Annotated in this window: 23 protein-coding genes; 14 read left to right on the top strand and 9 right to left on the bottom strand. The window is 59.4% G+C overall.

Annotation, left to right across the window (positions count from 1 at the left end):
- Positions 1–76 precede the first annotated feature (76 nt).
- Together ACIQWO_RS13670 and ACIQWO_RS13675 are read left to right on the top strand one after the other, a co-directional pair.
- The gene (locus tag ACIQWO_RS13670; RefSeq protein WP_402824586.1) at positions 77–727 is read left to right on the top strand and encodes a TetR/AcrR family transcriptional regulator; all 651 of its coding nucleotides are present in this window, start codon (positions 77–79) and stop codon (positions 725–727) included.
- Between the two features lie 102 nt (positions 728–829).
- Positions 830–2,437: a Na/Pi cotransporter family protein gene (locus ACIQWO_RS13675; protein WP_402824589.1), complete on the top strand. Its 1,608-nt coding sequence runs from the start codon at positions 830–832 to the stop codon at positions 2,435–2,437.
- A 74-nt stretch (positions 2,438–2,511) separates the two neighbouring features.
- Here the strand turns inward: ACIQWO_RS13675 and ACIQWO_RS13680 are convergent, their stop codons facing one another.
- The gene (locus tag ACIQWO_RS13680; RefSeq protein ID WP_402824592.1) at positions 2,512–2,697 is read right to left on the bottom strand and encodes a hypothetical protein; all 186 of its coding nucleotides are present in this window, start codon (positions 2,695–2,697) and stop codon (positions 2,512–2,514) included.
- A 180-nt stretch (positions 2,698–2,877) separates the two neighbouring features.
- On the opposite strand from ACIQWO_RS13680, the gene ACIQWO_RS13685 reads away from it, so the two are divergent.
- Together ACIQWO_RS13685 and ACIQWO_RS13690 are read left to right on the top strand one after the other, a co-directional pair.
- Positions 2,878–4,107 carry an arabinose transporter gene (locus ACIQWO_RS13685; protein ID WP_402824595.1) on the top strand — a complete coding sequence of 410 codons (1,230 nt, stop codon included), beginning with the start codon at positions 2,878–2,880 and terminating at the stop codon, positions 4,105–4,107.
- A 327-nt stretch (positions 4,108–4,434) separates the two neighbouring features.
- Entirely contained in the window at positions 4,435–5,745 is a 1,311-nt protein-coding gene (locus tag ACIQWO_RS13690) for an MFS transporter (RefSeq protein WP_402824598.1), read from the top strand.
- A gap of 171 nt (positions 5,746–5,916) precedes the next feature.
- On the opposite strand, the gene ACIQWO_RS13695 is transcribed toward ACIQWO_RS13690, so the two are convergent.
- A complete protein-coding gene (locus ACIQWO_RS13695) occupies positions 5,917–8,157 on the bottom strand; it encodes an NADP-dependent isocitrate dehydrogenase (protein WP_402824601.1) in 2,241 nt (746 codons plus the stop codon).
- 627 nt (positions 8,158–8,784) lie between these two features.
- Here ACIQWO_RS13695 and ACIQWO_RS13700 point away from each other — a divergent pair.
- Together ACIQWO_RS13700 and ACIQWO_RS13705 are read left to right on the top strand one after the other, a co-directional pair.
- Complete coding sequence (locus tag ACIQWO_RS13700) at positions 8,785–10,176, top strand: surface lipoprotein assembly modifier (protein ID WP_402824604.1); 1,392 nt, start codon at positions 8,785–8,787, stop codon at positions 10,174–10,176.
- Between the two features lie 43 nt (positions 10,177–10,219).
- Positions 10,220–11,422 carry a hypothetical protein gene (locus ACIQWO_RS13705; protein WP_402824607.1) on the top strand — a complete coding sequence of 401 codons (1,203 nt, stop codon included), beginning with the start codon at positions 10,220–10,222 and terminating at the stop codon, positions 11,420–11,422.
- A 14-nt stretch (positions 11,423–11,436) separates the two neighbouring features.
- Here ACIQWO_RS13705 and ACIQWO_RS13710 read toward each other — a convergent pair whose 3' ends face one another.
- On the bottom strand, positions 11,437–11,985 hold the full coding sequence (locus ACIQWO_RS13710) for a TetR/AcrR family transcriptional regulator (protein WP_402824609.1): 549 nt from the start codon (positions 11,983–11,985) through the stop codon (positions 11,437–11,439).
- 116 nt (positions 11,986–12,101) lie between these two features.
- Between ACIQWO_RS13710 and ACIQWO_RS13715 the strand changes: the two genes are divergently transcribed.
- Both ACIQWO_RS13715 and ACIQWO_RS13720 read left to right on the top strand, forming a co-directional pair.
- Positions 12,102–12,713: a DJ-1/PfpI family protein gene (locus ACIQWO_RS13715; RefSeq protein WP_402824612.1), complete on the top strand. Its 612-nt coding sequence runs from the start codon at positions 12,102–12,104 to the stop codon at positions 12,711–12,713.
- A gap of 39 nt (positions 12,714–12,752) precedes the next feature.
- Positions 12,753–13,262 (top strand): DUF2867 domain-containing protein, encoded by a 510-nt coding sequence (locus tag ACIQWO_RS13720; RefSeq protein ID WP_402824615.1) that lies wholly within the window; start codon positions 12,753–12,755, stop codon positions 13,260–13,262.
- A gap of 257 nt (positions 13,263–13,519) precedes the next feature.
- On the opposite strand, the gene ACIQWO_RS13725 is transcribed toward ACIQWO_RS13720, so the two are convergent.
- Positions 13,520–14,404: a hypothetical protein gene (locus ACIQWO_RS13725; protein ID WP_402824618.1), complete on the bottom strand. Its 885-nt coding sequence runs from the start codon at positions 14,402–14,404 to the stop codon at positions 13,520–13,522.
- 528 nt (positions 14,405–14,932) lie between these two features.
- On the opposite strand from ACIQWO_RS13725, the gene trfA reads away from it, so the two are divergent.
- Positions 14,933–15,739, top strand: coding sequence for a plasmid replication initiator TrfA (gene trfA / locus ACIQWO_RS13730; protein WP_269203740.1), 807 nt, complete (start codon positions 14,933–14,935; stop codon positions 15,737–15,739).
- Positions 15,740–16,319: 580 nt separating this feature from the next.
- Positions 16,320–17,063, top strand: a complete 744-nt coding sequence (locus ACIQWO_RS13735) for a TIGR02391 family protein (RefSeq protein ID WP_402824621.1) — start codon at positions 16,320–16,322, stop codon at positions 17,061–17,063.
- Positions 17,064–17,351: 288 nt separating this feature from the next.
- Here the strand turns inward: ACIQWO_RS13735 and ACIQWO_RS13740 are convergent, their stop codons facing one another.
- Positions 17,352–17,798, bottom strand: coding sequence for a hypothetical protein (locus ACIQWO_RS13740; RefSeq protein ID WP_402824624.1), 447 nt, complete (start codon positions 17,796–17,798; stop codon positions 17,352–17,354).
- Positions 17,799–17,914: 116 nt separating this feature from the next.
- Between ACIQWO_RS13740 and ACIQWO_RS13745 the strand changes: the two genes are divergently transcribed.
- The 3 genes from ACIQWO_RS13745 to ACIQWO_RS13755 all read left to right on the top strand — a co-directional run bounded on the left by ACIQWO_RS13745 (position 17,915) and on the right by ACIQWO_RS13755 (position 22,579).
- Complete coding sequence (locus tag ACIQWO_RS13745) at positions 17,915–18,778, top strand: hypothetical protein (RefSeq protein WP_402824626.1); 864 nt, start codon at positions 17,915–17,917, stop codon at positions 18,776–18,778.
- A 385-nt stretch (positions 18,779–19,163) separates the two neighbouring features.
- Positions 19,164–20,258, top strand: coding sequence for a MobV family relaxase (gene mobV, locus ACIQWO_RS13750; protein ID WP_402825370.1), 1,095 nt, complete (start codon positions 19,164–19,166; stop codon positions 20,256–20,258).
- A 65-nt stretch (positions 20,259–20,323) separates the two neighbouring features.
- Entirely contained in the window at positions 20,324–22,579 is a 2,256-nt protein-coding gene (locus ACIQWO_RS13755; RefSeq protein WP_402824629.1) for a DotA/TraY family protein, read from the top strand.
- A 3-nt stretch (positions 22,580–22,582) separates the two neighbouring features.
- On the opposite strand, the gene ACIQWO_RS13760 is transcribed toward ACIQWO_RS13755, so the two are convergent.
- On the bottom strand, positions 22,583–22,918 hold the full coding sequence (locus ACIQWO_RS13760; protein ID WP_402824632.1) for a hypothetical protein: 336 nt from the start codon (positions 22,916–22,918) through the stop codon (positions 22,583–22,585).
- Between the two features lie 122 nt (positions 22,919–23,040).
- Between ACIQWO_RS13760 and ACIQWO_RS13765 the strand changes: the two genes are divergently transcribed.
- Positions 23,041–23,559: a hypothetical protein gene (locus ACIQWO_RS13765; protein WP_402824635.1), complete on the top strand. Its 519-nt coding sequence runs from the start codon at positions 23,041–23,043 to the stop codon at positions 23,557–23,559.
- Positions 23,560–23,724: 165 nt separating this feature from the next.
- On the opposite strand, the gene ACIQWO_RS13770 is transcribed toward ACIQWO_RS13765, so the two are convergent.
- The 3 genes from ACIQWO_RS13770 to ACIQWO_RS13780 all read right to left on the bottom strand — a co-directional run bounded on the left by ACIQWO_RS13770 (position 23,725) and on the right by ACIQWO_RS13780 (position 25,954).
- The gene (locus tag ACIQWO_RS13770) at positions 23,725–24,081 is read right to left on the bottom strand and encodes a hypothetical protein (protein WP_402824638.1); all 357 of its coding nucleotides are present in this window, start codon (positions 24,079–24,081) and stop codon (positions 23,725–23,727) included.
- Positions 24,082–24,157: 76 nt separating this feature from the next.
- On the bottom strand, positions 24,158–25,303 hold the full coding sequence (locus ACIQWO_RS13775) for an FRG domain-containing protein (protein WP_402824641.1): 1,146 nt from the start codon (positions 25,301–25,303) through the stop codon (positions 24,158–24,160).
- Between the two features lie 18 nt (positions 25,304–25,321).
- The gene (locus ACIQWO_RS13780; RefSeq protein WP_402824644.1) at positions 25,322–25,954 is read right to left on the bottom strand and encodes an exonuclease domain-containing protein; all 633 of its coding nucleotides are present in this window, start codon (positions 25,952–25,954) and stop codon (positions 25,322–25,324) included.
- Between the last annotated feature and the right edge of the window lie 198 nt (positions 25,955–26,152).

Raw genomic sequence — 26,152 nt, forward strand, 5'->3', positions numbered from 1 at the left:
AATGTGAGCATTATTCATTTTTCAGGCGTCATGCCGCAACTCGCTTCTCGCTCAGTTCCTGCTCAGGTTTTCAGTCATGTCCACACCGAAGTCGCCCACCATCCCGAATGCCCCGTCTGCCATGCGAAAGCGGCCGATGCAGGCACGCGCGCAGCACACCGTCGAGACCATTTTCGAAGCCACCGCTCAGGTTCTCGACGAAGAAGGGGAGGCGGCGCTCACGACCAATCGCATCGCCAAGAAGGCCGGTTTTTCGATTGGCACGCTGTATCAGTACTTCCCGACCAAGGAAGCGATTCTGCTGGCGATGATTGCGCGCGAGCGGCGTCGCGTGATGGACGAGCAGAACGAATTCCTCGCACGTGCCGCCGACGAGGGCGCAGACCCCGAGCGCGTGATTCGCGAACGTATCCGCATGCTGATCGAAGCCTTCGGTTCGGGCGGACGCGTGAAGCGCTCGCTCATCAAAATGGCGTGGCAGATGGACCATCACGAGAACATCATGCAGGCGATGCGTGAGGCGGCCGAGCATATCGCCATCGCCATGTCGCGCCGCGATGCGCCGGGGATGCGTCCGCCGACCACTGCCACGGTCTTTGTGCTCACGCGCGCATTCATGGGCACGCTGCGCTCGGCGGTACTCGAAGACTCCCCGTTGCTTGGCACTCCAGAATTAGAGGACGAGCTTTACCGGTTATGCTGGGGCCTGTTGCGCGCCGACGCCTGACGGCATGACCAGCGGGCCGACGGCAGATTCCACCGTTGATTGGCAGGCATAGACGCGCACCACTTCGATAGCTCCGGCAGTTCGCACAAAGGAAGGCGTTGCATGGGTGAAATCGTCAAGGCGGTCAGCATTCTGGCGGGTGGCGTCGGCATCTTCCTTATTGGTATGGCGATGATGACCGATGGCCTCAAACTCGCCGCCGGGCCAGCGCTCGAACGCATTCTCGCGGGGGCGACGCGCACCCGATGGCAGGCCTTCGCTTCGGGCGTGCTCGTCACCGCCATCACCCAAAGCTCGTCGGTCGTGACGATCGCGACCATCGGTTTCGTCAACGCCGGGCTGCTCAAGCTCGGCGGCGCGCTCTGGCTGATGTTCGGCTCCAATCTCGGCTCGACGATGATGGGGTGGATCGTCGCGGTCATCGGCCTCAAATTCAATATCGATGCCTTTGCGCTGCCGATGATTGCCGTCGGCGTGGCGCTGCGTCTGACGGGCGCGGGCACCCGGCGCGGTGCCATCGGTAACGCGCTTGCGGGCTTCGGCCTGCTCTTCTTCGGCATCTCGCTGCTGCAATCCGCCTTCATCGACATGGCGGGCATGATTCGCCTGCCCGACGGCATCGGCCCGCTCGACGTGCTGCTGCAAGTCGTCGTGGGCTTCGTGCTCACCTGCATCGTGCAGTCCTCGGCGGCGGCGATGGCCATCACACTCACGGCTGCGCAAAACGGACTGCTGGGCGCGCAGGGCGCAGCGGCGGTGGTGATCGGCGCGAACATCGGTACGACAGTGACCGCCGTGATCGCAGCCATCGGGGCGACGCCCAATGCACGCCGCGCCGCGATGGCGCACGTCGCCTTCAATGCCGTTGCGGCTGTCGTGGCGCTCCTGCTGCTGCCGTGGATGATTCGCGCCATCGCCACCGGCATGGAATGGATGCACCGCGAAGCCGACCCCGCCATCCAGCTCGCGATCTTTCATACGACCTTCAACGTGCTTGGCGTGCTGTTGATGATTCCGCTGACCACGCCGCTGTTGCACTGGTTGCAGCGACGCTTTCGCTCGCGGGAGGAAGACGAGGGCGCGCCTCAGTTTCTCGACGACAACGTGTTGCAGGTGCCGGAACTGGCCGTCGACGCGCTTAAGCGTGAAGTCGAGCGCCTTGGCGTGATCAGTCGGCATATGGTGCGCGGCGCGCTGACCGGAACGAGCTCCGGCGTGCTGGCCCAGTCGCACGCGTCCGTCACGCGCCTCGGCAGCGTCTGCCAGACGTTCGCCGAACGCATGAGTCGCGTGGCAATGGGCGCGAAGTCTGCCGAGCAACTGGCCGACACGTTGCGCACGCTGCGTTACTACGAGAGCGCGGCAGAGCAGGCGGTCGCCGCCGCCGCGTTGCGTGACCAGACCAGCACCGCGACCGGAATGTCGGACGTCTACACGGCGTTCCTGCGCGAATCGAGCGCGCTGCTCGATCATGTGGAAAGCGATACGCTGCCAGCGGACGGTGGAGAATCGCTCGGTACGCATGCATCGGCGATGGAAGCGGCATATGGCGGGCTCAAGGCCAAATTGCTGGCTGACGGCGCGGCTGGCTCCGTACGTATCTCCGTGATGGAAGAAGCCTTGCGACGTTACAGCGCCCTGCGACGTGCGTTGCAGCAGACCGTCAAGGCGAGCACGCGTCGCGCGAAAGGGACAGACCCCATCGATTGAACGCGTGGTGCGAGGTGTGACTTAGCTGTGGTTTGGGTGCCATGCCCGTCACTTGCACAACGCAACATGCGTGGCTAGAATGGCGACGGATTCTTGGCATCCGGTGAAATCTCCTCCGGTGTCACGTAAGCGTTCACGTGAATCAACGCATTCTCCGCGACAGCGGCCGGTTCTATCGGCACGTCGGTCGAGGGGCGTGCGTTCGTCGGTGAACTACCGGGCAACCCATTCAGCGTTGTCTCCGGTTCTCTGAGCGTCATAAGCGCCGTCCTCCTCCGATTTGCCTGTTTCGATACCGATGCCCTGTTCGCGGTCGTTCGTCCGCCGGTTGGCGTCTGGTGTCCGTCGTTCGTGGCTTGTTCATCGTTCGCCGGTGTTTCACCGATGGCTTCGCTCGCGCGCCATTTGGCATTGACCGGCAACCTTTGGAGCTTTCTCGTATGTCGTCCTCCGCTACATCGGCCCAGTCTTCGGATCGGGCCCAACCCCCGCATCAGGCGGCGGGCGCGCCCGTCAACGCTACGGCGTTGCTCGTGCGCTTCTCGCTCAATGTCTTTCTCGCGTGCCTGACCATCGGCATGTCGCTCTCCGTCGTGCCGCTGTTCGTGCACGACACGCTCGGGTATCACAACGTCATCGTCGGCTTCGCCGTGGGCGTGCAGTCGCTCGCCACGGTGCTCACCCGCAAGTTCGCCGGACGCACTGCCGATCAGCGCGGTGCGCGTGTGGCGCTCACGCGCGGTCTGGTGTTCGTCGGGCTGTCAGGCATCGCGCTGCTCGCGACGAGCCTGATTTCGGTGGCCGCCGAGCCGCGTCTCGCTGTGCTGACACTCGCCCGCCTGCTGCTCGGCGTCGGTGAGAGCCTGTGCATCACCGGCACATTGACGTGGGCCATCGGTAGTCTCGGCGCCGCACAATCGGGCCGCGTGATGTCGTGGACCGGCGCGGCCGTGTTCGGCGGATTCGCGGTCGGCGCGCCGTTGGGACTTGCGCTCTACGGCGGAATGTCGCTCGCGGGCGTGGCTATCGCAATCTGCCTGTTGCCGCTGGCGGGCTGGGCCGTCATCTCGCGCATTGCTGCCGTCGCACCCGCGCATCAGGCGGGGGGCGCGCTGCCGTACTCGCAGGTGTTGCGTATCGTCTTCCTGCCCGGACTGGCGCTGGCGTTGCAGGGTGTCGGGTTCGCTGTGGTCGGTGCGTTCGTGGTGTTGTACTTCGAGGCGTCGCGCTGGACCGGTGCGGCGATTGCGCTGTCGGCGTTCGGTCTGGCCTTCGTGCTGATGCGTCTGATCGGCGGACGCTGGCCCGAGCGCTTCGGCAATCTGCGGGTGGCGCAGGCGTCGCTCGTCGTCGAGGCCATCGGGCTGCTGATCGTCTGGCAAGCACCCGTCGCGTGGCTCGCGCTGCTGGGTACTGCGCTCGCTGGAGCCGGGGCTTCGCTGATCTTTCCGTCGCTGGGCATTGAAGTGGTCAAGCGCGCACCGGCGGCCAGCCGTGGCACGAGCCTCGGCACGTACGCCGCGTTTCAGGACATCGCCATTCTGACCACCGGTCCGCTCGCGGGGGCCGTGGCCAACCCGTTCGGCTATCGCGCCGTGTTCCTGTGCGGCGCGGTGGCGGCAGTGCTCGGTGTCATCGTGGTCGTGTCGTTGCGGGCGCGTCAGCGCTGATGCCGAATGGTCGCGCTTCAGGAAAATGTTCAAACACTGAGGTTTCGTTCCATTTAAAGCGGTGTCCTATGGTTTACAATCCGGCTCGGCCTCCCAATACCTAAGGGGATGGCAGGGTGAGATGCGTCGCACAACGGCTTAACGGCCGGGGCGCGACGTCCGGAGACTATGCCTCCGGGCCTCCGCGTGATCGATTCCCGCAACATGGGAATCGTGAGGTCTTCAGAGCGGTCGAGTGGGTAAGGCAGCGTGATCGGTGCGAGTGGTCCGGGTGCAACGTTGCAGTCAATTCAGGCTGCGTGGCAGCCGAAGTTCGAAGTGGAGACCATGAGTACTATCGCTAGCGGTGTCAAAGCCAACGCGCATACGCGCGAGATCGAGGCGCAAGCCTACGCAAAAGCGACCTGGCGTTTGTTGCCGTTCCTTTTCCTGTGTTACGTCGCAGCCTATCTGGACCGCGTGAATGTCGGCTTCGCCAAGCTGCAAATGCTGAACGACCTCCAGTTCAGCGAGACCGTCTACGGTCTGGGCGCCGGCATCTTCTTTATCGGTTACTTCTTCTTCGAAGTGCCGTCCAACATCATCATGCACAAGGTCGGTGCGCGTCGCTGGATTGCGCGCATCATGATCTCGTGGGCGGTGCTCTCGGCGGCGACGCTGTTCGTCACGACGCCGACGCAGTTCTACGTCGTGCGCTTCCTCCTCGGTGTGGCTGAGGCCGGTTTCTTCCCCGGCATCGTGCTGTATCTGACCTACTGGTTCCCGGCGCAGCGCCGTGGCCGCATGAACGCGCTGTTCATGATCGGCATTCCGGTGGCCGGTGTGTTCGGCGGTCCGCTCTCGGGCTGGATCCTGCAAGCGTTCAACGGCGTGGGCGGCTGGAAGGCCTGGCAATGGCTGTTCTTCATTGAAGCCATTCCGTCGGTGATTCTCGGCGTGATCACGCTGATGTATCTGCCGAACGGCATTCGCGCTGCGAAGTGGCTCACCGAAGACGAAAAGGCCGTGCTGGAACACAACATCGCGCAGGACGGCGCGGGCAAGGCACCGCAATCGGTGGCTTCGGTGTTCTCCAACGGTCGTGTGTGGCTGATGGCCGTGATCTACTTCTGCTGCATGATGGGTCTGTACGGCATCGGCTTCTACCTGCCGACGCTCATCAAGGCCAGCGGCGTGAAGAGCGCGCTCGACGTGGGTCTGCTGACCGCCATTCCGTACGCATGTGCCGTCGTCAGCATGATCGTCGTGGCACGCAGCTCGGACCGCACGCGTGAGCGTCGCTGGCACTTCGCCGTGGTGTCGTTCGCCGGTGCAGTCGGCCTGTACCTGAGCACGATCTGGGGCAACAACGTACCGCTCGCGATGGTCGCACTGTCGGTCGGCACGGCCGGTATGCTGGCCACGATGCCCGTGTTCTGGACGTACCCGAGCGCGCTGCTTGTCGGCGGCTCGGCGGCGGCTGCCATCGGCATGATCAACTCGATCGGCAACCTGGCAGGCTTCGTGAGCCCGTTCGTCATCGGCTGGCTCAAGGACGTGACGCAGAGCACTAACGCCGGTATGTACTGCGTGTCGGCAGCGCTCGCGCTGGGTGCCGTGCTGGCACTCACGCAGTCGAAGGAACAGGTCAATCGCTGATCGTTCCGTAGGGAGGTGAGGGAAGGGCGGCAGCGCTGCCCGTCCCTCTGGGGCGACGCTTCATACAAGTAGCGTCGCCAACAAAAAAGCGGGTCCATGTGAGTGGACCCGCTTTTTTATTTCCTGCTGCCGGGGCAGTCCTTGCGGACCGACCGGCAACGACACCTTGGCTTACGCCTTGGCGACGCTTGCCAGTGCTGCGTTGAACGTCTTGCTCGGACGCATGACTTGTTCGAGCTTTTCGAAGTCCGGCTTGTAGTAGCCGCCGATGTCGGTCGGCTTGCCTTGCACGTCGGCGAGTTCGCCCACGATGGTCTTCTCGTTCTCGGTCAGAACCTTTGCGAGCGGGGCGAAGAGCTTGGCCAGTTCGGCGTCGTCCTTCTGCTCGGCGAGTTCCTGTGCCCAGTACATCGACAGGTAGAACTGGCTGCCACGGTTGTCCAGCTCGCCGGTCTTCGGCGACGGACCCTTGTTGTTGTCGAGCAGCTTGCCCGTTGCGGCGTCGAGCGTCTTGGCGAGGATCTTGGCGCGCTGGTTGCCCGTCTTGATGCCCAGGTCTTCCAGCGAGACAGCCAGTGCCAGGAATTCACCCAGCGAGTCCCAGCGCAGGTGGTTCTCTTCCACCAATTGCTTGACGTGCTTCGGTGCCGAGCCGCCAGCACCCGTTTCGTACATGCCGCCACCGGCCATCAGCGGCACGATGGAGAGCATCTTGGCGCTGGTACCCAGTTCCATGATCGGGAACAGGTCGGTCAGGTAGTCGCGCAGAATGTTGCCGGTCACCGAGATGGTGTCCAGGCCGCGGATCACGCGCTCCAGGGTGTAACGCATGGCGCGCACTTGCGACATGATCTGGATATCGAGACCGTTGGTGTCGTAATCCTTCAGGTACGTTTCGACCTTCTTGATCAGTTCGGCTTCGTGCGGACGGTACGGGTCGAGCCAGAACACGGCGGGCATGCCCGAGTTGCGCACGCGGTTCACGGCGAGCTTCACCCAGTCGCGGATCGGTGCGTCCTTGACCTGGCACATACGCCAGATGTCGCCAGCTTCCACGTTCTGCGAAAGCAGCACTTCGCCCGTGGCGATGTCGACGATGTTCGCCACGCCGTCTTCGGCGATTTCGAACGTCTTGTCGTGCGAGCCGTATTCCTCAGCCTTCTGTGCCATCAGGCCGACGTTCGGCACCGTACCCATCGTGGTCGGATCGAATGCGCCGTTCGTCTTGCAGAAGTTGATGATTTCTTGATAGATGCGAGCGAACGTGCTTTCCGGGATCACGGCCTTCGTGTCCTTCGGACGGCCGTCGGCACCCCACATCTTGCCGCCGATACGGATCATGGCGGGCATCGATGCGTCGACGATCACGTCGTTCGGCGCGTGCAGGTTCGAGATGCCCTTGGCCGAGTCGACCATCGCCAGTTCCGGACGGTGTTCATGGCAGGCATGCAGATCGCGAATGATCTCTTCGCGTTGCGTGCTCGGCAGCGCTTCGATCTTTTCGTACAGGTTCACGAGACCGTTGTTGACGTTCACGCCCAGTTCGTCGAACAGCTTGCCGTGCTTCTCGAAGGCTTCCTTATAGAAGATCTTCACAGCGTGGCCGAACACGATCGGGTGCGAGACCTTCATCATCGTGGCCTTCACGTGCAGCGAGAACATGACGCCGGTCTTGCGTGCGTCCTCCATCTGTTCTTCGTAGAAGTCGCACAGCGCCTTCTTGCTCATGAACATGCTGTCGATGATTTCGCCGTCGAGCAGCGAGACCTTCGGCTTGAGCACGATCGTCTTGCCGCTGTTCGTCACGAGTTCCATCTTGACGTCGCGTGCCTTGTCGATCGTCATCGACTTTTCGCCGTGGTAGAAGTCGCCATGCTTCATATGCGCGACGTGCGTGCGCGAAGCCATGCTCCACTCGCCCATGCTGTGCGGGTGCTTCTTGGCGTAGTTCTTGACGGCGAGCGGTGCGCGACGATCCGAGTTGCCTTCACGCAGGACCGGGTTCACGGCCGAGCCGAGGCACTTCGAGTAACGCTTCTGGATGGCCTTCTCTTCGTCGGTCTTCGGATCTTCCGGGAAGTCCGGAATCTTGTAGCCCTTCGACTGGAGTTCCTTGATGGCGCTCTGGAGCTGGAACACCGATGCGCTGATGTTCGGCAGCTTGATGATGTTCGTGTTCGGATCCTGCGTCAGACGACCGAGTTCGGCGAGGTTGTCCGGGACGCGTTGTTCTTCGGTCAGGAATTCGGGGAATTCGCCGAGGATACGGCCCGAGACCGAGATGTCGCTCGTGTCGACCGCCACGCCCGCCGGAGCGGTGAACGTGCGGATGATCGGGAGGAAGGAGCCGGTGGCGAGAAGCGGAGCTTCGTCGGTCAGGGTGTAGATGATGCTGGGTTGCTGCGTGCTCATCGCTGGTCTCGGATTCAAGAATCAGGAAAAGGTGGGGGAATGCCGCCGACTGGGTCACAGTCCGCAAGCCACGACAAATTTTCCCTGATTGTGACACGGGTCGGGGGCAAAACTGAAATGCCTTTTCGTAATGTGAATGCTTGGGTCTTATATAAGACTGGCACGGAAGTGCCCATCACGCCGTTGAAAACCCCGCAGGCTGGGGCAGGGGTGGGGGAAATGGTGGGGCTGAAGGGGATTCTGAAGGGGTTTGCCTGGATGGGTTTTGTTTTTTGATAGAAAAAATCTATAGAAAACACCACAAAAGCCGTCGTCGAGCCATCAGGAAATCCCGTTCCTGACCGCGCTGTCGCGTGGGCTGATGCTGCCGCGCGACACTCTGTTTTCCCGGTTGCAACCGGCAAGGCGTTGCGATTAAATGGCGCGCAACGCGCCGACCCCCGGAAGTTTGATCCCCGGGCGCAGTCATCCCCCCAACTGCCACCGGGCGTTCGTCATCTGCCGCAAGCAAAACAGATATAGGCGCAGTGACGGATTGGGCTATGCGGTTGCACAAGGCAAAACTAATAACAAACCAGCATGGGGCTGCCGGCAGGTCCGGGGTCTCGTCGTACCGGGGATTCATGCATGTCCGTTCTATCGCTTCGCCGCAGTGCGCTTGTCGCCGCGGCGTTTTCTGTTGTGCTGACGGGAACTGTGGGGGCGTCCGAGGGCGTCGCCGCCGGGGATGCATCTTCCGCCGTAAGTGCTGACGTCCGGGGTTCCGCCATCGCACAGGCACGCGCTCACATGCGAGCGAAGTCGCCGGAGCAGGCGTACGCTGCACTGGCCCCGCTGGAAGGGCGTCTCGCGGGAGATGCCGAATACGATTACCTGCTCGGCATCGCTGCAGCGGACACCAGGCACCTCGACGTGGCGGAGCGCGCGCTCAAGCGCAGCATCGCCGAGCGGCCGGGTGACGGTCCGACGCATCTCGAACTCGGACGCACTTACTTCTTGTTGGGACAGCGAGAGAACGCCCGACGGGAATTCGAAGGTGTGGCGGCGGGCGATGTGCCCGAAGGCGTTCGTCCAGTCATTCAAGCCTATTTGAACGCCATCAATGCGCCGGTCGGTGTGCGCACGGCATGGTCCGGCTACGTGCAGGGCAATTTCGGCCATGACACCAACGCCAACAATGCGACGACCAATTCGTCCATCGCGATTCCGGCGCTTGGTGGCCTGATGTTTGTGCTCGACGGCGGCTCCCGTGGTACGCCTGCGAATTTCGGCGACGTGAGCGGCGGCCTTGCCGTTCGTCACGCGGTGACGGAGAACCTCGTCGTCTCGGGATCGGGGGACGTCGACGTGCGGCGCTATGGCGGTAACGCGCGCGCGTTCGATCAAGGCAGCTACGTGTTCCAGTTGGGCGCGAACTGGCTGTCCGGCAAGAACAACTTCGGGCTGCAATATGCGAACCAGCATATGTGGGTCGATTCGGAGAGTTACCGGAACCTCAACGGTTTCACCGCGCAGTGGACGCGCGACATCGGCGAGAGTCTTCAGGCAGCGGCGTTCGCGCAATACACGCCGATCCGCTATATGGGGACGAACGCACGCGACGTGAATCGCGCGATTGGTGGGGCGTCCATCGTCAAGGGATTTGCGTCGGTCTATGGGGAGCCGGTGGCCTATGCGTCGATGTACGTAGGACGGGAGAGTCCCAAGGACGATCTGTCTGCGGCATTCGGCAATCACCTTTGGGGCGGACGCATCGGTGGCGAATGGCACGTGATGCCCAATCAGATGCTCTTCGCGAATGTGAGCTTCGAGCGGCGCAATTACGACACGCTGGACAGCATGTTTCTGGTCGAGCGCAGTGATCGTCAATTGGATGTGAAGGCAGGCTATTCGTACTTTGTGACGAAGGCGTTTTCGATCACGCCGCAATACAGCTTCACGCGCAACGGTTCCAGTCAGCCGCTGTATGCCTACCACCGAAGTGTTTACGAGATCGTGGCTCGCTATGACTTCCGTTGATCTCACTCGTCATGCCCGTCAATCCGATTCGGAGCGAAACATCATGAAGCGTAAGCCAATGTCGATTGAGCGGGGCATGTCCCGGGCGCGTGCCCGGTGGGTTGCCGGGTGGCTCGTGACGTTGCCGGGATTGGTGTTGATGGCGAGTGAGCCGGTTCGGGCGCAGACGCCTGCCGTCGATTACTCCCGGTTCATTCCGGTGCAGACGTCGTCTGTACCGACCCCGGTGAGCACTGGTGCGCCGATCGCCGGCGCACCGCTCGGAACGGCCCCCGGGGTGTACGTTCAGGTGATCGACGGCGTGATAGCCGTGAGCAATCCGTCTGGGACGCAGGCGTTCCAGGCCGGGCAGTTCGGTTTCAACCCAAGTTACGCGACGCCGCCGGTCATCGTCCCGCAAAATCCGGGGATGCTGTTCACGCCGCCGCCAGTCTTCGGCAGTACGCCAGCACCGCAGACCCCGCCACCTCCCGCACCCAGCGGGCCAATGGGCACCCAAACGCCAGCGGATCCGGTCGTCACTGTGCCTCCGGTCGTGTCGCCGCCTATCACGCCTCCGGTGGTGCTGGCGAACGGCACGGACTACTACATGATGAACTGGGGTTCGGACGGTCTTGCGAATCTCGGCATTGGTGCGGGTGTCTTCAACAGTGCGAACGCGCTGACGAAGTTCACAGGCACGACGGTGCCGTTCAACGTAGTGTCCGGCGTGACGGCGACCGATACCGGCGCACTTGAAGACCTTGGCTGGGGACGCTGGACGTCAGGCTCGGTCTCGGATCACGGCCTCCAGTTCGATCTGTCGACGTGGAAGTCCGGCATGCCTTACGTTGTGGGTCGTCCGACACTCGACGCGAATCTGCCGGTCTCGGGCACGATGACGTACGCGCTTGCTGGTGCGACGAAGGCCATCGATATGACGACGGGGGCGGTGGGTACGCTCTCGGGCAATCTGAGCATTGCGTTCCAGAACGCGCAGTATGCCGTCACACCGAACTTGAACATAGCAATGTCTGCGGGTCCAACCTATGTGACCGGCGCGGGATCGACGACGGTCGGCCCTGATGGTGCGCGTGCGACATTCAGCACGATGACGCAAAACGTGACGGGCGGCGCTTGCGCGGGCGGATGCCGATTCTCGACGCAAGGCGTGCTGACCGGTGCAGCGGCGAACAATGCCGGGATCGTCTATTCGCTGACGGGGCCGGATCTTCGTGTGGTGGGGGCGGCGGGGTTCAAGCGCTGACGAGTGTGGCGATGCTAAAGCGGGTTCGGGTGCAGCGAACTTCCCAGCAGCGCCATCGCCGTGCGCGCCAGTTGAGAAAAATCGGCGGATTGATTTCTATCGCCTGATTGCTGTCCGCCGATCAGACAAAGGTGTGCGAAGCGCGCAATGCGCTCCGCATCGACAGGGTTGTCCATCCTCGCACTGCAAACCGAGATGGCGAATGACAACCGGGTGCGATCCACTCGCGCCTGGTATTCGGCAACCAGTGGGTCCTGGCGCGCCCACGCTCGAATTTCTATTTCTCTGCGCGGCCGTTTCTCGGCGGCCACCTCCAGGTAACGTGTCAGCACGTCATCCAGGGTGCGGCCTTGTGCCGCATACGCGAGCATCCGATCGGTGTAGTCTGATTCCCATTGGGCAAGCAGGGTACGGACGAAGTCCTCTTTGCTACGGAAGTGATGGTAGAAGGAGCCGCGCGTCACGTTTAATCGCCTGGCCAGACGCTCGGCGGAAACCGCCAGATATCCTTCCTGATCGAGGGCGTCGAACCCGGCGGCAATCCATTGATCTCGTGTCAGCATGGGGTGATACCGAAAACGTACAGGCTGTGTATGGTCGTGCAGTCGTCGCTAGACTCGGTCTCCATTGTGTTTGTTCGCTGATCGCAGACGATCAGGAGCATTGAACGGAGCCATCAATGAAGCAAGTTGCGCTGATCGCCTTTGAGCAATTCACCGACATCGACCTCTTTCTGATGTGGGACATTCTGGGACGCAATCGAGACGATTGGCAAGTTCGCATCTTGGGCCAGCAATCGGAACTCCGGTCCTCAAATGGTTTGCTGATCCAGACACATGGCCGACTTGAAGAGGCCAATCACGCCGATGTTGTGTTGTTCGCCAGCGGTAAGGAGGGTGTGCCGATGGCGATGTCGGACGCCGCCTTTATGGAGGCGTTCCGGCTGGATCCGGGCTGTCAATTGATCGGTTCTATCTGTGCGGGCGCGTTCATTCTTGCGCGGCTGGGGTTGCTGCCGGAACGCCGGGCGACGACGCATCCCGATGCGAGAGCGGCGCTGCATGCAGAAGGTGTGGAATTGGACGACCGGCCGTTCACGAGCAGTGGCAATGTCGCGACGGCTGGTGGATGCCTTGCCGCACTCTATCTGGTCGGCTGGGTTGTCGAGCGTATGTTCGGCACACAGAAAAGCCTGGAGGCATTACGGCCGGTATTGCCTGCGGGACAGTATGACGTCTACGAAGGGCTGGTCTTATCCAGCATCCGGCAAGGGGAGGGCGCAGTATCGTGACCGTTGCTACGCCCGCGTTCCAATATTTGTGAGCTCATCATGACCAAAGCGCATGCCGTGCCCATGCCCAGCGACAGCGCCATTGCACCGCTCTATGCGGGTGCAGACCTGTCGGACACTTATGCAATTCGACTGCCGCCAGAGGCCAGCGACGATCTGGAGGTGCTGACACGCATCCTGTTCGAACGGCAGGCGTGGTGGATTCGTGCGCTCATGCGTGTTCGCGATGCCGTGATGGTGACCGTCAACGTCAAGTCGTCTCACGCGGTCGGTGTTGCCGGAGCAGCGCGTGGACCGGTGATCAGCTTCTTTCCGCTGCTGTCAAAGACGGCGACGGAGTTGGTCCTGGGCGCAGATGACCGACATCTCGATTTCCGCGTCTCCGTCCAACTTCGTACCGATACGGACAATCGACGCGAGTTGCTCGCCGCGACGGTGGTGCATTGCCATAACCGACTGGGACGGATCTATCTTGCGACGATCGCACCGTTTCATCGCGTGATCCTTCGGTCGAATCTGGAGCGGGCGGTCAGAGATATGCGGGGTTGAGCGGATTGAGTAGAGATTGGGCGGAAAAAGAAAAAGGCCCTCGGCATTTGCCTGAGGGCCTTTCCTTGCGCGATTCGCGCGAATCTGGTGGGTGGTACAGGGATTGAACCTGTGACCCCTGCCGTGTGAATCAGAATTTGGCCCAGATACTTACGTACAGTTTTCTTGTACGTCTTTGAGTTTACATGGAATTCTCTTTCCTGAGTTAATTTCGCATTTGCTTGGTTTTGAATCCGACTGCACCGTTTTTGCACCAGCTATAGCCTTCTCGGAGAAGGATTGTTCAAGGCTTCGTCGAGTCGGCTGAGTGCAGCACAAACATTCAGGTCAACGTCGGCACTCGTGACGCTACCGGGGGGCTGACTGATTTCTGACAGCTCAGCCACGGTCGATGGGAGCGGCCATGGGGCGTGCGGGAGGCCGTGATTGGCAACGCATAGGTACAGTCGCTCCACGGCGCCATGATGCGGGTGCGAAGGGTCGAAAGGCCGCTCCCAGGACGATAAAAATCCGCCTGCTGTTGCGTTGGTCGGGCGCCCGTTGAGTTCTTGCCTTACTAGGGCGTCAACCTCCGCGAGGTAAGTGCGATCTTCCACCACCTCGAAGCCCGCATTTCGTAACTGATCTGTCCACCGAGCGAATCCAGCAAGCGACTCTTGATCGGACCGCGCGGCGCGTGGTCTTCCCCCGCTACTTGTTGGCGAGACCGGCATTTTTCCCTCGAGCATTCGCCTTTTCCCGTCCTCAAAGATCTTCTTGGCTTGTGCCTGATGCGAGATTGCATCTCGATACTCGTCGAAGTTGATCGGAAGTGAGGATGTCCCAACGCCGATCTGGATTGTTTCCGCGGTAGTCAGCCACCCATTGGCGAAAGCCTTTCGCGCGATCCAGTGTGCGCGTTCGATGGATGTAGCTTGATTCTCCTGGCGACCTTGGGTTTGCAGAAATTCACGCTCATAACGCCTCCATTCTTGGCCGGTATGAAGCGCCCCTTCTGCGATCTCAAACCCGAAAAACCACTCAAGTTGAGCGGGTGTCATACCCGACCGGCGACGAATCAACGAGAAGAGGGTGCGAGTGGCCATTTTCATGGCGCGCCGCGCACTGTCGTCGCCGTTCTTGTAGCCGAAATGGCGTGCCATCAAAACCCCGGATTATGCCCTTTTGCCGCATGCGTGAAGGTGAACATAACCTAGGCGAAGTCAATATGTCTAGGGGTAGAGATGGACACGCGTACCAAGGACTTTCGGGTGGTGTTCGCCACAATGGATAAATCAGCGCTGATAAATGCTGACGAGTTGGGACAACTCCTTGGCAAGACGCGTGCTGCGATTTATCAGATCCTTTGCCTGGAGAGTGGCCAATTGCCGGCCCCTGTGTTCCGGCAGAACCGGTATGTCCGTTGGCGTGCCGGGGACGTCCGAGACTGGTTGGAGAGTCTTGCTGTAGCCCCGGTTAGGGAGATTGCCGGTAAGGAGCGCCGTGGCCGCCCGCGGCAACCAGTGCCTGTTTCGTTTTAATGCGAGCCTAGTCCGGTGGATTCCTCGCGGGAAGAGATTGACCCCATTGTTGGGCAGAATGCCGACGTTCGGCCGCACCGGTCATATCAGCAACTCATCGCGGTGCTTCAACAGCGAGGGGGCTCCAAGGGCGCCGAGCCCGGGATTGACGTGCTGCCGTTGCGTACGGAATCGCGTGAGGTATGTTTGCCTCCGTGGCCGAACTCGGCACGCGGCGTGCCGAATATCGCATTACGCTCCGCTCTGTTTGGAGCTATTAGCAAGAGGGCCCGGCCGTCCTTACAGCGACAAGAGATCCATGCCCAAGATGGGATTTCAATCCGATACACAGGCGTTCGTCTCGATCAAGGTGATCTCGATGTGTGGGAAGCGATACTGCACCTTTTCCGAACCCGAAACGCGGCGACTGGATGTAAGGCGACTGCCTACCAATTGCTTAAGGCGCTAGGCAAGACTGACACGGGAAAGAACCGGGAGATACTCGACCGCCGCCTTAGTCGGTTGAAGGCTACCGCCTTGGACGTGAAGGTTGTCGGCCGCGTCAGCTACGAGGGAAGTTTGATTGGCGACGTATATCGAGCGGATGAAAGTCGAGCATATGTCATTATGCTCAATCCCAAGCTCTGCCTCCTATTCAAGTCGGATCAATTTACCCATATCCAATGGACTGTACGCTACGCTCTAAGGGGTAAGCCATTGGCGCAGTGGCTGCACGGCTACTACTCAAGCCATGCGAAGCCATTTCCGGTCAAGGTGGAAACACTGTGTCGGCTATGTGGCAGCGAGGCAGTTCTTCTCAGTGATTTCAAGAAGGACTTGCGTCGTGGGCTCGACGCAGTGTCTGCCGCCAGTAGAGCCAATGGCGAGCATTTTTGCTACGAAATTCGCGGCGACCTCGTACACGTACAGAGAGGCACACTCCGGCGTCGTCTGACCGAAAAGATCAAGTCGCGCTGACGTTGTTGGCGCGGAGTGCAAAGGCCAAAAAATGCTGCGCAAGCGTTTGCCTAAGAAGGTAAAGTCCAGAGCGTCTGCCGATGCATACCGTTCCAACACCCCCGGGCTATGCCGTTCCAGCTCCCCTGAAGTGCCGTTCCAACAGCCCCGAATTGCCGTTCTTGGACTCCCGGCATACCGTTCCAATACCCCCGTCTTCATAGGCCATCGAGGCAGAAAGTCCAGGTCGGGTAAGGGTTTGAGCAATTCACAACTGAGTTGCTAATCTGTTTTTAATCATTTCTAATCGGCACAGCTGTCGGGGTAAATCATCAGGACGGCTGTTTGCTTGAGGCGCGGCACTCCGCTGATTTTTGGGGCAGTGGGATTTCTAGATGAGGCAAGCCCCGTAGCTGCGCATCAAGCTGACAGCTGAGGCTGTGGAGAGCTAACGGATGAAAAGCGGGTGCGGCCCGCAGGTTTGCCCGCAGAGAATGAAGTGGAAAAGGCACTGAGGACTCCGCAGCGACCTAAAGTCACGGGCTCTGCTTGTATGCTAGTGCCCTATCATCCGTGTTCCGTCTGCCTGCGAGAGTACTCTATGATCGAATTGCCGACCGCGATTCCCGACGTTGACGTGTTGCTCGCGCTGGAACCCGAGGAACTCGCTGCCAAGGTGCTCTTCCTGCTGCGCAAGCGGCATGAGAACAAGTTCAACTTCGGAAACTTGAGGCTGGAACTGGGGATTGGCGGTCAGATATCGTATCCGCGGGAGCGTCTCCACGAAGTGGATCTGGCGCTGGCTGAGGCGCTGGCATGGATCGAGGCTCAAGGGCTGGTTGTGCCCGACGAAGGAGTGAATGGTCAAAACGGCTGGCGACGATTGAGTCGTCGAGCGCAACGCTTTCAAGACGAAGCGGCGTTTACCGATTACCGCATCGCGCGGTTGTTGCCGAAGGAACTGTTGCACCCGGCGATCGCAACCACAGTATGGCTGGCATTCATGCGCGGCGCGTACGCTACAGCAGTGTTCGAGGCAATGCGTGCGGTCGAGATAGCGGTACGGGACGCCGCTGGTTTTCCTCAGGGGGAGCATGGGGTACCGATGATTCGTCGGGCATTCAATCCTAAAAGTGGGCCTCTTACTGATCCTACGGCTGATGAGGGTGAAAGGGAGGCACTTGCCGCCCTGTTCGCTGGAGCAATCGGTTCGTACAAGAATCCGCATTCCCACCGGGATGTGCCGATCGACACAGCGCGTGAGGCTGTCGAGATCATTCTTATCGCTAGCCACCTGCTAGGTATTGTCGACGCGCGTGTCGCTGCGATGGTGGCAGAACATTGATTGCGACTGATCGAAAGCTCATAAGCACTTGGCAGTCAAAAGTGCCTAGCTGCGCCATCGGCTCGCCGGGCTACGGGGTCGCCCTTCGGGCGAGTCCTGCCGGACCGGCCCCTACCGGCTCGGCAGCTCCGCTGCTGCCCTACATGGCTTGAATGCGCTCTTCGTCGATCATAGGCCCTGGGGCCGGCAAAATTGACGGTTCGGCCACGGTATCAGCGAAAGCAGGCCAAACTGGTGCTCGACGACCAGTTTGGGCTATGACACCCCGACCTTCACAGGGCTAGAATTTCAGTCTTTCATGGCGTAGCAGATCGCGTGTGCATCGCACAATGCGTGGTGCCTACCTCCGTGCCTACGGTAATAGTCCTCAAGGCGACTCAGATCAATTTGAGCGTTGACCAGCAGAGCCCGCCAGCCTGTGGGCAGTTCGTCCAATAGGTCAAGGAGCAGATCCCAATCACCGGCATAGTCAAAACACAGACTTCGGTCGGGTTCCTGGGCGAACTGATCCAGCCAAGCCAACAACTCGATGCGCAGTACATCGCGCGTGAAGGAGCGATTGGGAGGTTGACCTAACTGAGGCAAAACAGCCGCCCGCACAAATTCGCTACAGGCCGTCCGGTCGAAATCAGAGCACTCAGCGTAGAATTCCCGACCGTCGTCAGCCACCAAAGCCACGCTGATCAATTCGCAATGGATGAAGTCGGTGAACTCAGTGTCGACAAAAAGCCTCATCGTTTCTCGAGATAGGGGTTTCGCCAGTACTCCACACCACCACCTAAAGTCTCAGCACCGAGCGCCGTTGCTACCTTCGGAAAGTGAGCAATTGGGAATACAACCTGAGACCGACGATGGAAAACGAAGAAAAGAGTTCAAAGGGAGCGTTTGGCAGATTCTTAAGGATTGCAGCACACGCTGGCTGGGACACCGACGAACTCAAGTCGATACTTGGGTTCATTGTTCTAGTAATTGCCGAGATAGCTTTCGCTTTACTAGCCCAAAAGTATGACTGGTTACCGACCTCATACAGCGCGGTGAAATGGCTAACATATCCATTACCCATTGTGGCTCTGGCGTACGGGGGATCCGTCGCCGTTACCAGATATCGCAAACTCTGCAAGGCCCGCGACCGGGATGCCGCCGATCTACAACGCGGTCGGTATCGAGTTCGTGCCGAATACTGGGCTGGCGTCGCGCTCTTGAGTGCCGGCTTGGCACTTGCCGGCAGTCTTACAAAGTTTGACGAGCGCTACATTAGACCGCTCGACGCAGACCTGCAGAGTGACGTTCGCAACATCGTACGTCTAACCTCAGCGGAATGCACGATGGATCTCCCCCTTTGCACTCGAATCCGGAACTCGTCGGAGATGCTCACCCACGCAATTGCGCACCCGAATCTCGGGCCAGGATTGGCGCGGCATGCCTTCGAAGAATTTGATCGTGTCATTCGAGATAGCAAACCTTTGCTGCAAAGCCGCACAAGGAATGACGTGGACCGGATGCTTGACGAACTCGACGTCTGGCTTCCAAGTCGCATCTGGATCGAGATGCTGTCCATCGTTACGTACCTCCTAATCATGTTCGCTGCAGGTAATGCTGTTGGACTGAAGGTCGCTACGGCGCATTTTGAAATGAAATTACGTGACAAAGAATTCTTGCCCCGAATCGAATCAAAACCGAAAACAGGTGAGTGGTCCGACTCAGGCCCGGAATGATGGCGCTGAGATATATCCACCTACGCTCCTCGCTCTAACGAGACATGCGGGCAGTCAAGGGCCAGCCCGCAGGCCGCAGCCCGACCGAAAGGGAGGGAACGGGCGAGGACTGGGCGAAGCGCATCCTTGATTGACCAGAAATACCTCAACGCTCGAGCAAACGGGGCAGGAGTCGTATCCCTGCCCCGGCTGCCTCCCGGCGAGGGTGGGGTGCGGGGCGGCGCCCCGCAAGGGATTCCAAAGGGGGCTAGCCCCCTTGGCCCATGACTTTGCGGAAGCAAAGTCTAGTGGGTTAGACCTCGCAGTATTGCGAGGTCGTCGCCAGTCGCAACGCGACTGTGCGCTACGCGCGAAGGCAAATTCCTGAGCAAAATATCCCTTGCGCGTGCTCTCTCTGGCTTGCGATCCTGAACAGCGACGATTCAAATTTGAGTTGGAGCCGAACGAGATGGCGAACTACTGCATCATGCGCGTAAAGAAGCGGCGCACCGGGGAAGCTGCCGCAATGGCACGGCACGCACTCCGGCAAGAGAACGTGCACAACGCCGACCCTTCGAGGCGCGGGCTCAACGAAATTTTGATTGGCGCCGGGACGGTCGAAGCGGTAATGGCCACGCTCCGGCACAAGCTTCCTCCGAAACGTAGGCGCGATGCCGTCACCTGTCTCGAGTTCTTCATCGGCGCGAGCCCTGAAGCCGTTGCGGCCATGAGTAAGGAGCAACAACGGGCGTATTTCGAACGGGCTCTAGCTTGGGTTGGCTGGCGCTTCGGCGGACTTGGGAATGTCGTTAGCGCGGTTGTGCATCGAGACGAGACATCGGCGCACCTGCAGGTGCTCACAGTCCCTCTACTTGATGGACGGTTGAACGCGAAACAGCTCGTCGGCAACAGGCAGCATCTTCAGGCACACCAAGACTCGTTCGCGGAGATTGTCGGTGCGTCTCACGGGCTCAGGCGAGGTGTGCGTGGTTCAAAGGCCAAGCACACCTCCATTCGTCAGTTTTACGGCGCGATTCAGGCGGCAGGAAGCGCGGAAGCGCTACCGCCGAGGATGCCTGTCCCTGAAATGCCGAGAGAATTGCCGTTCTGGGCGACGACCGAACAACGAACCGCCCGTGACGCCGCGTTGAAGCGTCGTGACGAGGCATTAGCGTCAAACCGCCGCCGCCAATCTGAAATAGAAAGGTTGGCGCGCCTTGCTCTCGCCACACACGGGCGAGCAAGTCGACGCTATCCAGATCCGGAGGCTGCGCGCAAACAGACGGAGCGGGCAGAGACACTCTTGGCCAGCCAGCGAATCGAGTTCAATGCACGGGAAAATCGGTTATCCCAGTTGCAGGAGCGCTTAGATGTGGCCGCGCGGAACCTGAAAGAAGTTGAGCGCGTACGTGGTGACTTGTTGAAAGAGATTGAGGCTATAAATCCGGAGCTCGCGCAAGATCTCGGACTCGATTCGAAGATTACACAAACAGAAAAATGATGCGCGTGCCCGAGCACGGTGGCTACTCTGGTTGAGTCAGCAACGAACACCATAGAGGTCCGAACATGAAAATGAAGCACGTATATCGCCAAGCTCTAGTTTCTATTGGCTTGTATGTGTTTACGAGCGTTGCGTTCGCCCAAGGCGACGCCGGCGCATCCCTGGATGGGATGATGAGCGCGACGCCGGCATCGGACCAGAGTATCCAGATGCTCCGGTACGTATTTGGCTCGTTCGCCGACAATCCGTTTGGGTCTTTTGGAGGAATAGGCGACAGCCTCATCGGGCAGCTTTTCTATAACCTCAACGTCTTCGTGTTCCTCGTGGCTGGCTTCTGGTCTGCATACACGATTGGCGCGAGCATTGTTCAAACGGCTAATGAGGGGCAATTTCTCGGCCAGCGGTTCTCCACCGTTTGGTACCCCGTCCGGATGATCTGGGGGGCTGCAACGCTGATCCCGATCTTCGGCGGATTCGGTCTTGGGCAGTGCATCTACATGTACTCCGGTTTGGCCTCGGTCGGCGCGGCCAACTTGCTCACCAACACAGCGATCGAGCAGACAGCTAAGTTTACCGAGATGGTTCAGGCGCCGACAATCAGTCCGGCCACGAGCTCGGCGACAGCTGAGATGGCCGACAATCTGTACCAGATGTGGCTATGCCAACAGGTGCTCACGTCGCGCACTGACGTTGCACCGAACAGTCAGGTACAGCTCAAGGTGATCACCGGTGGGATTCAGCTAGGTTCCGCGGCTGAGCCCACACTCTGCGGTCGCGTGACCGTGACGCCGGCGACGAGCTTCCGCTCGGCGAACACGCTGGGCTTTAGTGTCAACAGCGTCAACTACCAGGGCATCGCCAACGCCGTCGCACAGAACATCGGCCAGGCCCACCAGACGGCGCTGGTGAAGATGAGCAATGATCTCGCCCTGAATGCCCAGTCGTGGTATGGCAAGTATCAGGCAGCGAAGACGTCTGGCCAGCCAATTGCTGGAATGGGAAGCAACGTGCTCGAGGCCGTTCGTATCACGTACAACGAGGCAGTTCGGCAATCACTGCACGACCTGTTGAATCAATACCAGACCAAGGCGCTGACCGACCAGGCCATTCAGAACATGAAGGCAACAGGCTGGATCGGCATCGGTGCGTGGTATTCGACGTTTGCCGAGGTGAATGCGGCCATGGCTGACGCCACCAAAGTCGAGATCCACTTCTCCCCGCCGACGACGACCGATTCGGAATACGTGGAGGCCCTCGCCGCCTTTCGGAAATCGCTGACGCAGATGGCAGGAACCGGGCAAGCCGCGGGTGCTACCGACGCGGAAATGAGTGCCGGTTCGCTTGCGACCAGGTTGATCAAACGAGCCTTCTGCGAGAACGAGACAGGTAACCTGTCGATCGGGCAGTGTTTCGTTGGCGCTGGCATGTCGGCGGTCTATCAAAACTCGGGAGGCAATGGTCTCGTCGACCCGATCATAGCGAGCAAGAATTTTGGTGACTATTTGATGACCGGTGCCGAGACCCTTCTGGTCGTGGCCGGAGGCATCGAGATTGCCATGTCTACGGCGGACGCCGCGAAGAGTTTGCTTGCGGGAAAAGCCGTGGGGTTCTTCTCCGGAGGGCTCAGCGATATCGCGATTGGTGCATTGAAGGCGGTAGGCAAGGTAGCGGTAAAGCTCATATACGTTTTCATGATCCCCTTGTTCGTGGTGGGGCTGAGCCTCGCCGTGTATCTGCCGCTCGTGCCGTTCATCGCTTGGTTCAGCGGAGTTCTGACCTGGTTTGCGTCCTTCATCGAGTCGCTAATCGCGTCACCGCTTTGGTCCATGGTTCACCTCGAAGGTGAGGGCGAGGGCATGGGCCGCCGCTCGCAGCACGGCTACTTGTTCCTGGCCAACATGCTATTGCGGGCGCCGTTGATGGTGATTGCATTCTTCGTGGCCAGCGCCGGCACGCGCATTGGGGGAACGATCCTTTACTTTCTGTTCAGCAGCGCCGTTGCCAATGCGCAGGGGAATTCAGTCACTGGACTCGCGACGATCGTGGGCCTGCTGATCATCTTTGCAGGGCTGAATATCCTGGTTGTCCAGATGATGTTCAATGTCGTCCACGTGATACCTGACCAGGTGATAGGGTGGTTGGGCGGTAACGTTTCCGCAACGCTCGGTCGCGAACTGGAAAACCGTGTCAATGCCATGTTCGTGAAGGGCGCGTCTCATGCGCAGACGGGGATGGTGGGGAAGGGGGCCGGCGGTGGGGGAGGCAAAAAGCCGACGCCGCCCGGAGGCGGCGGATCGGGGCCAAAGCGGAAAGGAGATTGATCCTCAGGGGAGGTGGGGGCGGATCAGGTCTGCATCATCGTAGTCCTGTCGACCACGTTGCACGAACTCCTGCAGCCCTCGGTCGGCTATCCCTTTCCGTACGTTCGGGTCGAGGAGCGCGTTATGAGGATCAAGGCGTGCAATCTCTGCAAGCAGCGCTTGGCGGACGGCGTAGAGCCTGGCTGCGTAGTCAATATCTGCATAAGCCGGCGCGCCAGGCTGGAATCGTGCTGCCGCTTCGGCTTTTGCCTGTTTCCGGGCCTCCCAGCGCTCCTCTAGGGCGTTAACAAAAGCCCTGCTGCTGCGGCCAAGTTCTTCCCAGTCTGCTCGAGTGCTCATGGCCACGTCCGTGTTTGTCGCGGTTAAGTATCATCGGAACCAGTTTATATAGACTACTACACAAACGGGCTGTTTTCGATCTCGCTTCTCGAGCGTTTTACCGGTAAAACGATCCGACGCAAATGAATTCAAATATTTCGAATTTTCCTGTCGACGACGGCATTCCTTCGCGCAAGACGCGCAGCCCTTGGAGGCGCCGCTTCTTCCTCGATTGCGAGTTCACTGGCTTCGATACGCAGCAGCTCATAAGTATTGCCATCGTTTCAGAGGACGATAGCTACACGTTCTATGGCGAAATCACGGACTACTATGCAGAACTAAGCGACTTCGTGAGACAGACGGTCGTGCCTCAATTGGGCCTCTTTCCCGGGCGAGCCATGACACGAGCTCAGTTGAGCGCCGAACTGCTTGCCTGGCTCTCAAGTATTCCTGCGAAGCCGAAGCCAATTCTCAGTTTTGACTATGAGGGTGATCGTGTGCTGCTGCTGGAGCTATTGTGTGGGCCCTTGCCGCACTCCTGGCGGCAAGAGAATATCCGAGGTCGGATAGACGCGGCTCGCCGCGCTGCGTATTTTCAGCGTAATGGGGGAGAGCACCATGCCCTGCACGACGCGAGGGCAAATAGCGAAGCGTTCATCTAGGGCAATGAAACTGCGGACCGATTCCTCTTACCTAGACTTGGCTAGACCCTTTCAGGTGGGCGGCCCCTCCCATCGGCTTAGGGGGCCTCATGTTTAACGGCTATTATGCATCGAAATAGGCCGTATCTGCCATTTCCTTTCCCCGATTAGCGCTCGATCTAAAAGCTAGAAGTAGGCCCTCCAGAAGGCAGTTCTCGGCTTGGCGCGCGTGACCGAATTGATCCAGTCAGCAAGCGCTTGCAGCTCCGCGTCCGCCTGCACAGCATCTATCTCACCACCTCGCCAAGCCACCCAAACCCTTTGGAACATTCTTTGCGCTACGGCGGGCGGGTGGATGCTGTCATTCCCCATCATGCCCTCAACGGTCCAGCCGCTCCATATAGGGTCTGCATTGTCCTGCCAATCGGCGCGGGCGGTGTTTGCCCCCCTGATGATCTCCATGTGGTCCCGTTCGAGTTCGATCTCGTACGTGTCATCGTGACCCCAACGCGGGCTGAAAATCTGCAACTCAATTGTCGGCATGTTCACCTCTCGTCAGATCGTTGTACTGCCAAGTTCGCGTGGCGGTTGTCCGGCTGTTGCCTTGATCATTTCGATCTTACGTGGGAAACAATCGCTCGCGCAATTCCTCGCAGCTACCGTCAAGTCCGGGAAACAGCGCACCGGCAGTTATGCCCATTAGGGCCAATTCTCGCATCACGGTCTCTCGTTCCTTTGCCGGGATGTCGATAGCAGTCAGGTATCGCCTTGCGTGAAGCTTCTCCACAAAATCAATGAACGATTCTACATCGTCGACATTGGTGAGCGCGGAGAGCGCTTGTTGAGGAATGAGCCGTTCGTTTTCGATCGCCAGGAACTCCATGAGAGAAAAATGTGGGAGGGCGGGAGCTGTAATTGAAATCGGAATTACGTTTTCGCGCCACTGGGCCTGGTCAAACAGGAATATTCTTACATTGCCCGCGTTGCGCTTCTTAGAGTCACTGATGGTTATTTTTCTGAACGCGAAGAACGCAGCAACGAATGGGGAATAGGTCCAGTCAATTAAAGGGGTAGGAAATCCGTGGTGTTGGGCGAGATGCAGGAACGCACCGTTCTCGTCGCTAATCTGCCTGTTGAAGAGGTGGCGTGTACGTGCACTTAAATGGCGGTGTAGCGTTGGGAGGTCGTCGAGGGTGTAACGCAATAGATCCGATCGCCCCGTCCGATGGAAATGAGACCGCAGACGCCAGGCCTTTTGTTGACCACGGAAGACGTACTTACGAGAAGGGAGCCCAGTAACATAGGTCTTAAAGTCGGCCCAACTCATCGTTTGAGTGGGCAACTCAGACGGCCGAGTTGGATCGTTTCGGGTGAGTGCTGCGTCGCCTTGTCGGTTGATGTCGGAATGCCAATGCACTTCCAATTCCGAGTCTGTCCAAGTCAGTACGGCCTGTGCTTTCTTGGCGACTTCCATATTCGGAAATACTTGGGGTATTTGCTCCCACATCACCAAGTTTTGAAGTTGCGGATTCACTGGGTTAAGGGATATTGCGGCGAACGCGCGATCGTGTGCCGCGTAGATGGACCAGATCTTGCCGACCATGACAGGTGCATCGGTCCTGGGAAACATCATTACGGTGCCCACGGTCTGGCCGGACAGTTCCTCAAGATCGATTACTAGCGTTCCCTCAGTTTCGGTTGCTTGAAAGCTGCCGGTCCATTGCCCTACCAGGGACGGTGCTTTGGTTTTTTCTACGTTTTTCATTTTTCGATTGGAGATGTGTCAACTCGCCTTCCTTGCGGGACCGCTTTCGACGGGGCACCCGTCCAGAATCCAAAGGAGTAGCTTCGCCACGTTGAGTGAGTCGTCAAGCGCCCTGTGTCGCGTTCCTTCGAGCGCTAATCCAGCAAGCTGGCTCGCTTTCGCCATCCCGACCTCTTTGCCTATCCGTTTAACTTTCGCAAAGAGGCGTTTAGCGTTTAGGTGGGGCAGTGTGATCGGTTCGGCAACGCTGTGACGCGCACTTTCTCGTTCAAGTTGCCGACGGTCCCATTCTCCCCAACTTGACCAGATGGATCCAGGCTCGCAATACTGCTGTACGAATTCGCCCAACATCTTAGCTGCGGCTGGAAAAATCGGGGCGGTATCGACGTCGGATTGGTGGATGCCGGTCAGATCTGAACAGAATCCCGTGAGACAGGGATTGGTGACGGGCCGAACGAACGTCTGGAATCGATGCGGAGTGGACCCGTCGGGCTCGAGCCAGCAGGCCCCGATCTCAATCACCTCCATATCCCAATTGGTCATGACTTCGTCGCACGTGGCTTCCAAATCGACGACGAGGATCCGAGGCGCTGTTGATCTATTCGTGGATTCCACTTCGCTCCCGTCTTTCGCCTTCGCGTTGATATCCATGTACAAACGTGCTGCACGTTGTGCCTCGTTGCGGCGCTGTGTCACACCGTGTCGCACTGTATTTGCAGACCTATTGAGACGCGGCAGTGTATTGCGGATAGGCGAGGTAGTGTTGTTGTCGGGCGTAAGCCAGTGCCTTTTCTTGCACTGACTCAGGGGCTTGAGACTGCACGACCCAATATACGTTTGCCCACAGCA

The organism is Pandoraea sp. NPDC090278, from assembly GCF_044772185.1.
In the GTDB taxonomy this organism is placed as follows: Bacteria; Pseudomonadota; Gammaproteobacteria; order Burkholderiales; family Burkholderiaceae; genus Pandoraea.